Below are 15,213 nucleotides of genomic sequence, written 5' to 3' on the forward strand. Positions count from 1 at the left end.
CCGCAAGTGCGTTCTGTTTGCAAATGTCCGTTTGCGCGTGATTGTTCGGGTGTCGGAGTGCTGCCGGAAGGCGTAATGTTCGAGGGCGTCAGTAAGCAGCCACGACGTCGGGAGAGAGAGACGGCATGGACCGCGGGACGGTCGGCAGCGCACAGTCGGGCCGGCTTCTGGTCGAGGTGCGAGAAGAGGGCCCCAGTGCCGTCGTGACCCCGGCGGGTGAGTTGGATCACCACACCGCCGATCTGTTGCGGGAGCCACTGGAGGAATGCCTCGTCAAGGGATTCAAGCGGCTCGTCATCGACTGCTCCCGGCTGGAGTTCTGTGACTCCACCGGGCTGAACGTGCTGCTCGGTGCCCGGCTGAAGGCCGAGGCCGCCGGAGGTGGAGTCCATCTCGCGGGGATGCAGCCCGTGGTCGCGCGCGTGTTCGAGATCACGGGAGCGGACGCGGTGTTCACCGTCCACGCCTCTCTCGAGGCGGCGCTGGCCGACGATTCGGCGTGACCCGCGCGGGCAGGCCCGGCGGGGCCCTCCCGCCGCCGGAGGGGCCCTTCCGTCGCGCCTTTTCGCGCGAATACGGGGGTGTCCGCCCGGTCCGCTCGGGCAGGAGACATCCTGAGCGTTCCGGCTGGGGCGGTCGCGAGAGTGCCGAGAACCGGACGTGCCGTGCGCGCGTGACGGACCGAGGACGGAATTTTTTGAATCGTGAACTGGTGACACGGTGAGGTGAAGCGCTGATGAGCACCACCCGGCCCTACTCGCCGGGCGACCGCGGTCCGGAGGCCGGCGGCGCTTCCGGGGCGCCCGGGGGCGGCGCGTCGGCGGGGAGTGCGCCCGACGGCGACGTGGCCGCGTCGACCGCACCGTCGGGGACGTCCGGGCCCTCGGGGGCCTCGGGCGGTGGCCAGGTCCGCCGGCTGAGCTTCGACGGCCAGAGCGGCGTCGTCCCGCTCGCCCGCGACTTCACCCGCCAGGCGCTGTACGCGTGGGGCTGGCTGCCCGCCGCCACCGCGGACCAGCGGGCCGCCGCCGAGGACGTCCTGCTCGTCGTCTCCGAACTGGTCACCAACGCCTGCCTGCACGCCGAAGGGCCGGACCATCTCGCCCTCACCTGTGACAACAAGGTGATCCGGCTCGAGGTCACCGACCGGGGCACGGGCCAGCCGGCCCCGCGCACCCCGCACCGAGCGGGCCGGCCCGGCGGCCACGGCATGTTCATCGTGCAGCGACTCTGCCTCGACTGGGGCGTCGTACGGGCCCCGGACGTCGCGGGCAAAACGGTCTGGGCGGAACTCGGAGCCCCCGCGTAACCCGCCCTGGAGCACCCCCCTTGTTCCGTTCCAGGGCGCTCGCGGCCGTTCCGACCGCGGCCTTCCGTACCGCCGGCCGTTCCGACCGCCGCTTTCCGTACCGTCGGCCGTTCCGACCGGGGCCTTCCGTACCGCCGGCCGTTCCGACCGCCGCTTTCCGTACCGTCGGCCGTTCCGACCGGGGCCTTCCGTACCGTCGGCCGTTCCGGCCGCGGCTTTCCGTACCGCCGGCCGTCCCGCACGACGCCCGAGGGGCCTCGCATCCACCACCGGATGCGAGGCCCCTCGGCGTACCAGGGGGACGGCTCAGCGGACGTCGCCCATGAGCGCCTTGACCTTGTTGCGGTACATCCACACGGCCACACCGGCGACCACGGCGAGGGTGGCCTCCATCGCGACGATGCCCGTCTTGTTCAGGTCGACGCCGGCGATGGAGAGCAGGCCGGTCGTGGCGTCACCGGCGGTGACGGCCAGGAACCAGACGCCCATCATCTGCGAGGCGTACTTGGCGGGCGCCATCTTCGTGGTGACCGACAGACCGACGGGGGAGAGCAGCAGCTCACCGACGGTCTGCGTGAAGTAGATCGCCACCAGCCACAGCGCGGCGGCCTTGTGACCGCCCCCGGCGATGGACAGCGGGGCCAGGAAGAGGAAGAACGACACGCCGACCAGCACCAGGCCGGAGGCGAACTTCACGATCGTGCTCGGCTCCTTGCCGCGCCGGTTCAGCGCCAGCCAGATCCAGGCGAAGACCGGGGCCAGCGCCATGATCAGCACGGGGTTGACCGACTGGTACCAGGAGACCGGGAAGTCCCAGCCGAGGACGCTGTTCTCGGCCGACGAGTCGGCGAAGATCGACAGGGTCGAGCCACCCTGGTCGTAGATCATCCAGAAGATCGCGGCGGCCACGAAGAACCAGATGTACGCGGACATCTTCGACTGCTCGGCGCGGTCCAGGTCCTTGTCGCGCTTGATGCGGGCGATCACCATCACCGGGACGATCACACCGAGCAGCGTCAGCGGGACCAGGATCCAGTTCAGCGTGTAGTTGCCGGAGAAGCCGACGACGGCGTACGCGACGACGGCGATGCCCGCCCACAGCGCGGCCTTGCGCAGCGTCGAGGACCGCTCCTGCGCGGACAGCGGCTTCGGCACCACGCTGGACCGCGCGTCCAGGTGACGGCTGCCCAGCAGGAACTGCGCCACACCGAGGCCCATGCCCAGCGCGGCCAGCGCGAAGCCCAGGTGCCAGTTGACGCTCTCACCGATGGTGCCGATGATCAGCGGCGCGGCGAAGGCACCCAGGTTGATGCCCATGTAGAAGACGGTGAAGCCACCGTCCCGGCGCGGGTCGTCCGGGCCCTGGTAGAGCTGGCCGACCATCGTGGAGATGTTGGCCTTCAGCAGACCGGAGCCGATGGCGACCAGGCCGAGCCCGGCGTAGAAGGTGCCGGTGGACGGCAGGGCCAGCGTCAGGTGGCCCAGCATGATCACCCCGCCGGCGACGGCGACGGTCTTGCGGGGACCCCACACGCGGTCGCCGAACCAGCCGCCCGGCATCGTGAGCAGGTACACCAGCGAGAGGTACACCGAGTAGATCGCGGTCGCGGTGCCCGCGCTCAGGTTCAGGCCGCCCGGCGCGACAAGGTACAGCGGGAGCAGAGCCCTCATGCCGTAGTAGGAGAACCGCTCCCACATCTCGGTCATGAAGAGAGTGGCCAGTCCGCGGGGGTGGCCGAAGAAGGTCTTCTCGGAGCCGGGGGTGCCCGGAGTGACCGAGTCCTTCGTCAGGCTGGACGCCATGGTCGTTCCTTGCTGGTCGGGACGCGTCGCGCGAACGTGTACGCGCCCGGTGGGGGGCGGCCGGCACCGGCGGGTCGTCCGTCCGCCCCACGCCCGGGGGAGGCCGCCCCGGATCGCGGAGCGGTGGACGGCGACCACCGGGATCCACGCCTCGGCACGCGTCCACGCGCGGCGAGGCCCGGCCACAGGTCATTCCTTCCGGGGCCGGCGGAAAACCGGCCCGCACACAAAAGAGACCCCCGGCGTCAAATACCGCCGAAGGCCCCTGCGGTGCAACAGGCGTTGATTCACCATACGACAGGACTCTGCCGGATATGGAAGGACTTGAGACACGGATCACAGGTTTTCGCGGAACCGCGATCACTCATTCGAAGGTCTCTCCCAGGATCACACCCCACACCCGCAGGTCCGTACCGGGGCGGGCGCAGGTGAGAAGCGGGTATGCCGGAGGTAAGAATCAAGCGCGGCGATCACACCCCGGGGCGTGTCGCGGCGGGACTACCATCACTCCATGACCCGTGTACTGCTCGCCGAGGACGACGCGTCCATCTCGGAGCCGCTGGCCCGCGCTCTGCGCCGGGAGGGCTACGAAGTCGAGGTGCGTGAGGACGGACCCAGCGCACTCGACGCCGGAATGCAGGGGGGCGTCGACCTGGTGGTGCTGGACCTCGGACTGCCCGGCATGGACGGTCTGGAGGTCGCCCGCCGGCTCCGCTCCGAGGGGCACACGGTTCCGCTGCTGATCCTGACCGCGCGCGCCGACGAGGTGGACACGGTCGTCGGTCTGGACGCGGGCGCCGACGACTACGTCACCAAGCCGTTCCGGCTCGCCGAGCTGCTCGCCCGGGTCCGGGCCCTGCTGCGGCGCGGTTCCGCCGAACCCCAGCAGCCGCCCGCCACCCACGGGGTGCGCATCGACGTCGAGTCGCACCGGGCGTGGATGGGCGAGGAGGAGCTCCAGCTCACCGCCAAGGAGTTCGACCTGCTGCGCGTCCTGGTGCGGGACGCGGGCCGGGTCGTCACCCGTGACCAGCTGATGCGCGAGGTCTGGGACACCACCTGGTGGTCCTCCACCAAGACCCTCGACATGCACATCTCCTGGCTGCGCAAGAAGCTCGGCGACGACGCGGCCAACCCCCGCTACATCGCGACCGTGCGCGGCGTGGGCTTCCGTTTCGAGAAGAGCTGAACCCCCGCCGGGGTTCGCCAGTGAGTAAGAGAACATGCGCCGCCGTCTGATCCAGTCCACGCTCGCCGTGGTGCTCGTCGTGATCGCCGTCTTCGGCGTCTCCCTGGTGATCGTCGAGACCCGCACGATCAGCGAGAGCGCCCGGGAGCGCGTGGAGTCCGAGGCGGTGCGGCTGGCCAGCATCGTCGACAGCCGGCTGATCGTCGAGGACCAGGTCACCGCCGCGGTGCTGAGCGACCAGGTCACCGAGGACCGGTACGCCGTCGTCCGGATTCCCGGGAAGCCGCCCATCGAGGTCGGCACCAAGCCGGACGGCGACGTCATCAGCGCCTCGGCGCCCGGCGAGGAGGGCGAGACCGTCACCGTGCAGGAGCCGCGCTCCTCGGTGACCCGCGAGGTCGGCCGTACGCTGCTGATCATCGGGCTGGTGGCGCTCCTCGCGGTGATCGCGGCGGTGCTGCTGGCGATCCGCCAGGCGAGCCGGCTCGCCTCCCCGCTGACCGACCTCGCGGAGACCGCCGAACGCCTCGGCTCCGGCGACCCGCGCCCCCGCCACCGCCGCTACGGCGTTCCCGAGCTGGACCGGGTCGCGGATGTGCTGGACCGTTCCGCCGAGCGCATCGCGCGCATGCTGACCGCCGAGCGGCGCCTGGCCGCCGACGCCTCCCATCAGCTGCGCACCCCCCTGACCGCCCTGTCCATGCGCCTGGAGGAGATCACCCTCACCGACGACCCGGACACGGTGAAGGAGGAGGCCACGATCGCGCTGGCGCAGGTGGAGCGGCTGACGGACGTGGTGGAGCGGCTGCTGACCAACTCCCGCGACCCGCGCACCGGCTCCGCGGTCACCTTCGACCTCGACGAGGTGATCAAGCAGCAGCTCGCCGAGTGGCGCCCCGCGTACCGCAGCGCCGGCCGTGCGATCGTCACCTCGGGCAAGCGGCACCTGCGGGCGGTGGGCACGCCGGGCGCGGTCGCCCAGGTGCTGGCGGCGCTGATCGAGAACTCGCTGATGCACGGGGGCGGCACGGTCGCCCTGCGCACCCGGGTCACCGGCAACCAGGTCGTCGTCGAGGTCACCGACGAGGGCCCAGGCGTCCCCGCCGACCTGGGCGCGCGGATCTTCGAACGGGCGATCAGCGGCCGCAACTCCACCGGCATCGGCCTCGCCGTCGCCCGCGACCTCGCGGAAGCGGACGGCGGCCGGCTGGAGATGCTCCAGGCCGCACCGGCCGTCTTCGGCCTGTTCCTCTCCCGCACACCTCCGGAGAAGTCCCGGGACGAGGAGACCCGCCAGACGATCCGCTGACCGCGACCCGCGACCCGCTGACCGCGCCACCCGCTGACCGCGACCCCGATTCGCCAACCGCCGACCGCGCGACCCGCTGACCGCGCGACCCGCTGACCGCGACCCCGATTCGCCACCCGCTGACCGCGACCCCGATTCGCCACCCGCTGACCGCGACCCCGATTCGCCAACCGCCGACCGCGCGACCCGCTGACCGCGCCACCCGCCGACCGCGCGACCCGCCGACCGCGATCCGCCCATGCCGCCCGCCGGGACGGCTACGGCACGTGTTGCTTCGGGCGGCCGCCGCCGCCCTCGGGGAGCGGCCCCGACCCCGCCACCGGTTCACGCACCGGCAGCGCACGGAACACCCACGTGCGGTAGGACCAGAAGCGGAACAGGGTCGCCACGGCGATGCCGAAGAACTTGAAGATGTTGCTCTGCAGCGGGCTGTCCCAGCCGAAGCCGTACGTCGCCGTGTAGAGCACCCCGTTCTCGATCACCAGGCCGATCGCGCTGAACAGCAGGAACAGGGACATTTCCCTGGTCCGCCCGGACTTGTCGCGGTCCCGGTAGGTGAAGTAACGGAAACCGACGTAGTTGAAGATGATCGCCACGACGGTCGCGATGACGCTCGCCCGCACCACCTGGAGGTCGGTCACCTGCCGGACCAGGTTGAACACGAGCAGATTGACCAGCAGACCCGCTCCGCCGACCGCGCCGAACTTCGCGACCTCCCGGACGACCCGGTCGATGCGCTGCCGCACGGTGCCGCGCGGGGCAGGGGCCGGGGCCGTGGTCGGAGGCCCAGAGGAACCGCGTCCCATGGTCGTACCGACTCCCGTCCGTCGGTTGGCGTCAACCAGTCCATGCTAACCACCCGTCCTCGCGATCTTCCTGCCGACGGATGCCGTCACCGGGGACCGTGCGGGACGGAGGCCGGTAAACCGGCCACGGTGGCTCGGCCGATACCCTGGGGGCGTGACGTTTCCGGTAGTCGGCATGGTCGGCGGTGGCCAGCTCGCTCGTATGACACACGAGGCGGGCATCCCGCTCGGCATCAGGTTCAAGCTCCTCAGTGACACTCCGCAGGATTCCGCGGCGCAGGTCGTCGGCGATGTCGTCGTCGGCGACTACCGCGACCTGGACACGCTCCGCGAGTTCGCGCGCGGCTGTGACGTGATCACCTTCGATCACGAGCACGTGCCCACCGAGCACCTCAGGGCCCTGGAGGCGGACGGCATCCCCGTCCGCCCGGGTCCCGCGGCGCTCGTGCACGCCCAGGACAAGGGCGTGATGCGCGCGAAACTCGACGCGATCGGCGTGCCGTGCCCGCGGCACCGCATCGTCGCCGACCCGGCGGACGTGGCCGCCTTCGCGGCCGAGGGCGACGGGTTCCCCGTCGTCCTGAAGACCGTCCGCGGCGGCTACGACGGCAAGGGGGTGTGGGTGGTCGACTCCGTGGCGGAGGCCGCCGAGCCGTTCAAGGCCGGCGTCCAGGTCCTCGCCGAGGAGAAGGTCGACTTCGTGCGCGAGCTGGCCGCCAACGTGGTCCGCTCCCCGCACGGCCAGGCCGTCGCCTACCCGGTCGTGGAGTCCCGGCAGGTCAACGGCGTCTGCGACACGGTCGTCGCGCCCGCCCCCGGCCTGGACGAGACCCTCGCCCTGAAGGCCGAGGAGATGGCGCTGACCATCGCCAAGGAACTCGGCGTCGTCGGCCACCTCGCCGTGGAGCTGTTCCAGACCCACGACGGCCGCATCCTCGTCAACGAACTCGCGATGCGCCCGCACAACTCCGGCCACTGGACCCAGGACGGCGCGATCACCTCGCAGTTCGCCAACCACGTCCGCGCCGTGCTCGACCTCCCGCTCGGCGACCCCCGCCCGCGCGCGAAGTGGACGGTCATGGTCAACGTCCTCGGCGGCGACTACCCGGACATGTACTCCGCGTACCTGCACTGCATGGCCCGCGACCCCCAGCTGAAGATCCACATGTACGGCAAGGACGTGAAGCCCGGCCGCAAGGTCGGACACGTCAACACCTACGGCGACGACCTGGACGACGTGCTGGAGCGCGCCCGTCACGCAGCCGGATACCTGAGAGGCACGATCACCGAATGAGCCCTGTAGTCGGCATCGTCATGGGGTCGGACTCCGACTGGCCCGTCATGGAGGCGGCGGCCAAGGCCCTCGACGAGTTCGAGATCGCCTACGAGGTCGACGTCGTCTCCGCGCACCGCATGCCCCGCGAGATGATCGCGTACGGCGAGCAGGCCGCGGACCGGGGGCTGAAGGCGATCATCGCGGGTGCGGGCGGGGCCGCCCATCTGCCCGGCATGCTCGCCTCGGTCACCCCGCTGCCGGTCATCGGTGTACCCGTGCCGCTGAAGTACCTCGACGGCATGGACTCCCTGCTGTCCATCGTGCAGATGCCGGCCGGTGTCCCGGTCGCCACCGTCTCCGTGGCCGGCGCGCGCAACGCGGGTCTGCTCGCGGCCCGTATGCTCGCCGCCCACGACGAGGAACTCCTCGGCCGGATGCGTGAGTTCCAGCAGGAACTGAACGACCAGGCCACCGAGAAGGGCAAGCGGCTGCGCTCCAAGGTCGAGGGCTCCGCGGCCGGATTCGGTTTCGCGAAGTGACCGGGGCGACGTCCCTGGAGCGGGCCCGGGAGCTGCTGCGCGAGTTCCCCGTCGTCGACGGGCACAACGACCTGCCCTGGGCCCTGCGCGAGCAGGTCCGCTACGACCTCGACGCCCGGGACATCGCCGCCGACCAGGGCGCCCACCTGCACACCGACATCCCCCGGCTGCGGGCCGGCGGTGTCGGCGCGCAGTTCTGGTCGGTGTACGTCCGCTCGGACCTGCCGGGCGCGGTGACGGCGACGCTGGAGCAGATCGACTGCGTACGGCGGCTGCTCGACCGGCACCCCGGGGACCTGCGCGCCGCGCTGACCGCCGCCGACATGGAGGCCGCGCGCGCCGAGGGCCGGATCGCGTCGCTGATGGGCGCCGAGGGCGGCCACTCCATCGACAACTCCCTCGCCACCCTGCGCGCCCTCCACGCGCTCGGCGTGCGCTACCTGACCCTCACCCACAACGACAACGTGGCGTGGGCGGACTCGGCGACCGACGAGCCCGGTGTCGGCGGCCTGTCGGCCTTCGGCCGGGAGGTCGTGCGGGAGATGAACCGCGAGGGCATGCTGGTCGACCTGTCACACGTGGCGGCGACGACGATGCGCGACGCGCTGGACACGTCCGCCGCGCCGGTGATCTTCTCGCACTCGTCCTCCCGGGCCGTGTGCGACCACCCGCGCAACATCCCCGACGACGTCCTGGAGCGGCTGCCCGCCAACGGCGGCATGGCGATGGTGACGTTCGTGCCGAAGTTCGTGCTCCAGGCGGCCGTCGACTGGACGGCCGCCGCCGACGAGAACATGCGCGCCCACGGTTTCCACCACCTGGAGACCACCGCCGAGGCGATGAAGGTGCACCGCGCCTTCGAGGACGCCCACCCGCGCCCCGTCGCCACCGTCGCCGACCACCTCGACCACATGCGCGAGGTCGCCGGCATCGACCACCTCGGCATCGGCGGCGACTACGACGGCACCGCGTTCACCCCCGACGGCCTGAACGACGTCTCCACCTACCCGAACCTGATCGCCGAGCTACTCGACCGCGGCTGGTCGACGTCCGACCTGGCCAAGCTGACCTGGCAGAACGCGGTCCGGGTGCTGGGTGCGGCGGAGGACGTCTCCCGCGACCTCCGGGCGACCCGGGCGCCGTCCCACGCCACCCTGGAGTCGCTCGACGGCTGAGCCCCGTGCGAGCCGGGCGGCCGTACCGGCCCGGCGCCGCGTCGTACCCCCGAACGCCGCGTTCACCGGGAAGGACTCGGGGGCGGCGTGCGACGGTGACCGTATCGCGATCACGCGCCGAGGTCACGACGTACGGAGCCCGTTATGGCCGATCTCCAGGACGACCTGCACCCCGCCGCCGAGGTCGGCCGGGTCGACGAGCCCGCCCCGCCGTACCCGGAGGAGGCGGTGGCCGTCCCGCCGGAGGCCCCCGGGCCCGTCTCCGACCCGGACGACGCCCCGCTGACCCGCGCCCGTGCCATCCTCGCCGCCCATCCCGTCGCCGACGGCTACAGCGGGCTGCCCCGGGCGCTGCGTCAGCTGCCCTGGTACGACCTCGACCTCGGCGAGAGCGCCCTCGACGCGGACCTGCCCCGGCTGCGCAAGGGCCGGGTCGGTGCGGTGTTCTGGTCGCTGCACCTGCCCCCGGGCCATGACGGCGACCGGGCCGTCGGCGCCACCCTGGAGCAGCTGGACCTGGCGAAGGCGGTGGTCGCCGCCCATGACGAGAGCCTGAGCCCGGCACGCACCGCCAGTGAGACCGCCGACGCCCGCAACCGCGGCCGGGTCGCGGTCCTGTTCGGGCCGGCCGGGGCCGCCGCCCTCGGTGATTCCCTGAGCGTCTTGCGCTCGCTGCACACCCTCGGGCTGCGCGTGCTCACCCTGACCGACGCCGGCTGGGCGGGACCCGCCGGGCTGACCCGGTTCGGCGAGGAGGTCGTCCGCGAGATGAACCGGGCCGGCGTGATCGCCGACCTCTCGTACGCCTCCACCCCGACGATCCGCCGTGTCCTCACCGCCTCCAAGGCGCCCGTGCTGTTCAGCCGCTCCGCCGCCCACGCGCTGCGCCCCCACCCGGCCAACCTCCCCGACGAGCTGCTCGCCGACGTGGGCCGTGCCAAGGGCCTGTGCATGGTGCCGCTGACCGCCGAGCAGGCCGGCCCGACCGTCCGGGACGTCGCCGACCACCTCGACCACATCCGCGCCCTCGCCGGAGCGGAGTGCGTCGGCCTGTCCGGCACCTACGACACCGGCAGCGCCCATCCGCAGGAACTCGGCGACACCTCCTGCTACCCGAGGCTGATCGCCGAGTTGCTGCGGCGCGGCTGGGACGAGCCCGAGGTAGCCCTGCTGACCTGGGGCAATGTCCAGCGGGTGCTGCGCGGCGCCGATTTCACCGCCCACGCGGCCCAGCAGCGCAGGCCACCCTCGACGGCGACGATCGCCGACCTGGACGGCTGATCCACCGGCGGACGGTGGGGGTTGGCCGATGCGTCACCGGCGGACGGTGGGGGTTGCCCGATGCGTCACGGACGGTCGGGGCGGCCGGATCCGGCACGGGCGGACGGCCGGGGCTGCCCGACCGCGCACCGGCGGACGGTCAGGGCTGCTCGATCCGGCACAGGCAGAACGGGTGCCCGGCCGGATCGGCGTACACCCGGAAGTCCTTCGTCTCGTAATCCTCCCGGTCCAGCACCCGTGCCCCCAGCGCCAGCACCGCCTCCTCGGCCGCGTCGACCTCCTCCCACGTCCCCCCGGCGTCGAAGTCGAGGTGGAACTGCTGGGAGTCGTGGTCGGCGCGCGGCCAGTCCGGCGGGGCGTACCCCGGCGCCCGCTGGAAGGCCAGCCGCGGACCCGCGGGGATCTGGAGCACCACCCAGTCCGGACCCTCCTCCTCGGGCACGCCGCCGCCCACGGCCGCGTAGAAGACGGCCAGTTCACGCGGCTCGGGGCAGTCGACGACGACGGAACGCAGACGGGCCACGGCGGCCATGGGTCCTCCCGGTGTCAGCGGGCGCACGGCGAAGGGGTCAGCAGGCGCACAGGCAGAACGGGTGCCCGGCCGGATCCGCGTAAACCCGGAAGGTCCGCGAGCGGTCCTCCGCGTCCAGCGGCTTCGCGCCGAGCGCCAGCGCCTCCTTCTCGGCCGCGTCCAGGTCCTCGACGGTCAGGTCCAGATGGAACTGCTGCGAGTGGTCGGCCGCCGGCCACTTCGGCGGTACGTGCCCGGGGGCCGCCTGGAAGGCGAGTGACGGACCGCCGGGTACCCGCAGGTCCACCCAGTCGTCCTCCCCCTCCACCGTGCCGCCCACGAGGCCGGCGTAGAAACCGGCCAGCGCACGCGGGTCGGGACAGTCCAGGACGACGGAGCCCACCTTGGCCACGGACATGACTTCCTCCTCGAAGTCCGGGGTTACCCGTAGAACCGGGTAACCGGTAACGGTTACCGTATCCTGCCCCACAGGGGGTAACGCCGCAAGGGGACACGGGGACTTCGAGAGGTACGGTCCAGGCATGAGTGAGAGATCGGCCCCGCCCGGTGGGCTGGCCCTGGTCCAGGCCCTGGTCAACACGCTGGATGTCGCGGGGGGCGGCGACGCGCTGGACAGCGCGCAGGGACGCGCGCCCTTCGGGCTCACCGAGGACACCGTCGACTCCGCCCGCGAACTGCGCGAGTCCCTGCGCGCGACCCTGCTCGCCCACGCGGGCCACCCCCCGCACCGCGCGGTCACCCCGCTCGGCGACCTGCTCGCACGGGCGCCCCTGGTGATCACGATCGACGCCGCCGACGGCTCCGCCGCCCTCGCCCCCGTGGACGACGGGCCCTTGCTGTCCCGCATAGCAGCCGCCGTGGCCGAAGCGGTCACGGCGGGCACCTGGAACCGGCTCAAGGCCTGCGAGGCCGCCGACTGCCACTGGGCGTACTACGACCGCAGCCCCGCCGGCCGCGGCCGCTGGTGCTCCATGCAACTGTGCGGCGCGCGCGCGAAGATGCGCCGGTACCGGGCGAAGGACGCGTAGCCGCACCGGCCCCGCGCCCGGTGCGGCAGAATGCGGCGAGACGCCGGTTCGGCCGACTGAGCCTCGGCCGAACCGGCGTCACCCGGTCTCGCTCGCGGTGTTCCGTCAGGCGGTGGGCCGCCCCATCGCGCGGTAGCGCCACCCGGCCCGCCGCCACGCCTGGGCGTCGAGCGCGTTCCGCCCGTCCAGGACGAGCCGGTCCGTCACGACCTCGCCCAGCTCCGCCGGGTCCAGCTCGCGGAACTCCCGCCACTCCGTCAGATGCAGGACGACGTCCGCGCCCCGCACCGCCTCCAGCGCCGAGTCGGCGTACCCCAGGGTCGGGAAGATACGGCGGGCGTTGTCCATGCCCTTCGGGTCGTACACCGTGACCTGGCCGCCCTGGAGGTGGATCTGCCCGGCCACGTTCAGCGCCGGCGAGTCCCGGACGTCGTCCGAGTCCGGCTTGAAGGTCGCGCCCAGCACCGCCACCCGCCTGCCCAGGAACGGCCCGCCGCCCAGCGCCTGCCGGGTCAGCTCCACCATCCGGCCGCGCTGGCGCATGTTGATCGAGTCGATCTCCCGCAGGAAGGTCAGCGCCTGGTCGGCGCCCAGCTCACCGGCGCGGGCCATGAACGCCCGGATGTCCTTCGGCAGACAGCCACCGCCGAAACCGATCCCGGCCCGCAGGAACTTCGCGCCGATCCGGTCGTCGTAGCCGATGGCCTCCGCCAGCTTGGCCACGTCACCGCCCGTGGCCTCGCACAGTTCGGCCATCGCGTTGATGAACGAGATCTTGGTGGCGAGGAAGGAGTTCGCGGAGGTCTTCACCAGCTCCGCGGTCGGGAAGTCGGTCACCACGAACGGCGAGCCCTCCTCGACCGGTGTGGCGTACACCTCCCGCAGCAGCTTCTCCGCCCGCTCGCTCCGGACACCCACCACGATCCGGTCCGGGTGCAGCGTGTCCTGGACGGCGAAGCCCTCGCGCAGGAACTCCGGGTTCCACGCCAGCTCCGCGTCCTCGCCGGCCGGGGCGTGCTCGGCCAGATAGGCGGAGAGCCGGTCGGCCGATCCGACGGGCACCGTCGACTTCCCGACGATCAGCGCGGGGCCCTTGAGATGCGGGGCGAGCGAAGCGATCGCGGAGTCGACGTACGACATGTCGCAGGCGTACTCGCCGTGCCGCTGGGGCGTGTTGACACACACGAAGTGGACGTCGCCGAACTCCCCGACCTCGGCGAAGTCCATGGTGAACCGCAGCCGCCCGGTGGACCCCTCGAACCCGGCCACATGCCGCCGCAGCAGCTCCTCCAGCCCCGGCTCGTACATCGGGACCTCACCGCGCCGGAGCTTGTCGATCTTCTCCGGTACGACATCCAGGCCCAGCACCTCGAACCCCAGCTCCGCCATGGCCGCCGCGTGGGTCGCGCCGAGATAACCGGTGCCGATCACGGTGATCTTGAGGGCCATGAGTGCTCCAGGGGTATACGGCATGCAGTGCGGGCCCGAGCATATCCGGGGCCCGTGGAAGGCCCCCGCCCGGTGGCCCCGACGCTGTCGTCAAGCTCACCTATCCACGACCGCGGGCGAAGCCCTAAAATTCGAGTTACTTAACGGTAGTTAGCGTGATCAGCATCGCAGCGTTTTGGAGCGTGAGAGACCTTGGCCGGATCGGCTGACTTCGACCTGTACCGCCCGTCCGAGGAGCACGACATGCTCCGCGACGCCGTCCGCGCGCTGGCCGAGGCGAAGATCGCGCCGTACGCCGCCGCCGTGGACGAGGAGGCCCGCTTCCCGAAGGAGGCGCTCGCCGCCCTGGTCGCGAACGATCTGCACGCCGTCCACGTACCCGAGCAGTTCGGCGGCGCCGGCGCGGACGCCCTCGCGACGGTCATCGTGATCGAGGAGGTGGCCCGCGTCTGCGCGTCCTCCTCCCTCATCCCCGCCGTGAACAAGCTGGGCTCGCTGCCGGTCATCCTGTCCGGCTCCGAGGCGCTGAAGAAGAAGTACATGACGCCGCTCGCCAAGGGCGACGCGATGTTCTCGTACTGCCTCTCCGAGCCGGACGCCGGCTCCGACGCCGCCGGCATGAAGACCAAGGCGGTCCGCGACGGCGACACCTACGTCCTCAACGGCGTGAAGCGCTGGATCACCAACGCCGGTGAGTCCGAGTACTACACGGTGATGGCCGTCACCGACCCGAGCAAGCGCTCCAAGGGCATCTCGGCCTTCGTCGTCGAGAAGTCCGACGAGGGCGTCTCCTTCGGCGCCCCGGAGAAGAAGCTCGGCATCAAGGGCTCGCCGACCCGCGAGGTCTACCTCGACAACGTCCGCATCCCCGCCGACCGCATGATCGGCGAGGAGGGCACCGGCTTCGCCACGGCGATGAAGACCCTGGACCACACCCGCATCACCATCGCCGCCCAGGCCCTCGGCATCGCCCAGGGCGCCCTCGACTACGCCAAGGGCTACGTCCGGGAGCGCAAGCAGTTCGGCAAGCCGATCGCCGACTTCCAGGGCATCCAGTTCATGCTCGCCGACATGGCCATGAAGATCGAGGCCGCCCGCCAGCTGACGTACGCGGCCGCCGCCAAGTCCGAGCGCGTCGCCGCCGGAGGGGGAGAGAGGGACCTCACCTTCCAGGGCGCCGCGGCCAAGTGCTTCGCCTCCGACGTCGCCATGGAGGTCACCACGGACGCCGTCCAGCTCCTCGGCGGCTACGGCTACACCCGCGACTACCCGGTGGAGCGCATGATGCGCGACGCGAAGATCACCCAGATCTACGAGGGCACCAACCAGGTCCAGCGCATCGTCATGGCCCGCAACCTGCCGTAACTCCTGGTGAGCCAATACCGAAGGGTGCCCGGCGGTCGGGCACCCTTCGGTCCTTCAGGCCACCGCCCCAGTCGACACAGGACATGACATCCGACCCGAGGTCACGCCGCTGATCGCCGGGAACCGCCGGAAGCGAGAGAGGGCACGCACCG

Annotated in this window: 15 protein-coding genes; 10 read left to right on the forward strand and 5 right to left on the reverse strand. The window is 71.7% G+C overall.

What is annotated here, in order from left to right:
* Positions 1-125: 125 nt before the first annotated feature.
* Positions 126-503 (forward strand): STAS domain-containing protein, encoded by a 378-nt coding sequence (locus IE178_RS26640; RefSeq protein ID WP_184765979.1) that lies wholly within the window; start codon positions 126-128, stop codon positions 501-503.
* 233 nt (positions 504-736) lie between these two features.
* Positions 737-1,309, forward strand: coding sequence for an ATP-binding protein (locus tag IE178_RS26645; protein WP_184765978.1), 573 nt, complete (start codon positions 737-739; stop codon positions 1,307-1,309).
* Between the two features lie 306 nt (positions 1,310-1,615).
* On the opposite strand, the gene IE178_RS26650 is transcribed toward IE178_RS26645, so the two are convergent.
* Positions 1,616-3,112, reverse strand: coding sequence for an oligopeptide:H+ symporter (locus IE178_RS26650; RefSeq protein ID WP_184765977.1), 1,497 nt, complete (start codon positions 3,110-3,112; stop codon positions 1,616-1,618).
* Positions 3,113-3,623: 511 nt separating this feature from the next.
* Between IE178_RS26650 and IE178_RS26655 the strand changes: the two genes are divergently transcribed.
* Together IE178_RS26655 and IE178_RS26660 are read left to right on the forward strand one after the other, a co-directional pair.
* Entirely contained in the window at positions 3,624-4,301 is a 678-nt protein-coding gene (locus IE178_RS26655; RefSeq protein WP_184765976.1) for a response regulator transcription factor, read from the forward strand.
* 34 nt (positions 4,302-4,335) lie between these two features.
* Positions 4,336-5,610, forward strand: coding sequence for a sensor histidine kinase (locus IE178_RS26660; protein ID WP_184765975.1), 1,275 nt, complete (start codon positions 4,336-4,338; stop codon positions 5,608-5,610).
* Between the two features lie 257 nt (positions 5,611-5,867).
* Here the strand turns inward: IE178_RS26660 and IE178_RS26665 are convergent, their stop codons facing one another.
* Positions 5,868-6,416, reverse strand: coding sequence for a GtrA family protein (locus tag IE178_RS26665; protein WP_184765974.1), 549 nt, complete (start codon positions 6,414-6,416; stop codon positions 5,868-5,870).
* Between the two features lie 154 nt (positions 6,417-6,570).
* On the opposite strand from IE178_RS26665, the gene IE178_RS26670 reads away from it, so the two are divergent.
* The 4 genes from IE178_RS26670 to IE178_RS26685 all read left to right on the forward strand — a co-directional run bounded on the left by IE178_RS26670 (position 6,571) and on the right by IE178_RS26685 (position 10,687).
* Positions 6,571-7,710: a 5-(carboxyamino)imidazole ribonucleotide synthase gene (locus tag IE178_RS26670; RefSeq protein ID WP_184765973.1), complete on the forward strand. Its 1,140-nt coding sequence runs from the start codon at positions 6,571-6,573 to the stop codon at positions 7,708-7,710.
* Entirely contained in the window at positions 7,707-8,231 is a 525-nt protein-coding gene (purE, locus tag IE178_RS26675; protein WP_184765972.1) for a 5-(carboxyamino)imidazole ribonucleotide mutase, read from the forward strand. Before IE178_RS26670 ends, purE begins: the two co-directional genes overlap by 4 nt.
* Positions 8,228-9,406, forward strand: a complete 1,179-nt coding sequence (locus IE178_RS26680) for a dipeptidase (protein WP_193514058.1) — start codon at positions 8,228-8,230, stop codon at positions 9,404-9,406. Before purE ends, IE178_RS26680 begins: the two co-directional genes overlap by 4 nt.
* 144 nt (positions 9,407-9,550) lie before the next feature.
* Positions 9,551-10,687, forward strand: coding sequence for a dipeptidase (locus IE178_RS26685; protein ID WP_193514059.1), 1,137 nt, complete (start codon positions 9,551-9,553; stop codon positions 10,685-10,687).
* Positions 10,688-10,826: 139 nt separating this feature from the next.
* Here the strand turns inward: IE178_RS26685 and IE178_RS26690 are convergent, their stop codons facing one another.
* Entirely contained in the window at positions 10,827-11,219 is a 393-nt protein-coding gene (locus IE178_RS26690; protein WP_193514060.1) for a VOC family protein, read from the reverse strand.
* A gap of 37 nt (positions 11,220-11,256) precedes the next feature.
* On the reverse strand, positions 11,257-11,616 hold the full coding sequence (locus IE178_RS26695; protein WP_184765968.1) for a VOC family protein: 360 nt from the start codon (positions 11,614-11,616) through the stop codon (positions 11,257-11,259).
* A 124-nt stretch (positions 11,617-11,740) separates the two neighbouring features.
* Between IE178_RS26695 and IE178_RS26700 the strand changes: the two genes are divergently transcribed.
* Positions 11,741-12,247: a CGNR zinc finger domain-containing protein gene (locus tag IE178_RS26700; RefSeq protein ID WP_193514061.1), complete on the forward strand. Its 507-nt coding sequence runs from the start codon at positions 11,741-11,743 to the stop codon at positions 12,245-12,247.
* A gap of 105 nt (positions 12,248-12,352) precedes the next feature.
* On the opposite strand, the gene IE178_RS26705 is transcribed toward IE178_RS26700, so the two are convergent.
* Positions 12,353-13,696 (reverse strand): UDP-glucose dehydrogenase family protein, encoded by a 1,344-nt coding sequence (locus IE178_RS26705; RefSeq protein WP_193514062.1) that lies wholly within the window; start codon positions 13,694-13,696, stop codon positions 12,353-12,355.
* Between the two features lie 192 nt (positions 13,697-13,888).
* Here IE178_RS26705 and IE178_RS26710 point away from each other — a divergent pair, with 192 nt between their 5' ends.
* On the forward strand, positions 13,889-15,061 hold the full coding sequence (locus IE178_RS26710) for an acyl-CoA dehydrogenase family protein (RefSeq protein WP_318280259.1): 1,173 nt from the start codon (positions 13,889-13,891) through the stop codon (positions 15,059-15,061).
* Positions 15,062-15,213 lie beyond the last annotated feature (152 nt).

The sequence above is a fragment of the Streptomyces griseoloalbus genome, assembly GCA_014650015.1.
GTDB classification, from domain to species: Bacteria; Actinomycetota; Actinomycetes; order Streptomycetales; family Streptomycetaceae; genus Streptomyces; species Streptomyces griseoloalbus.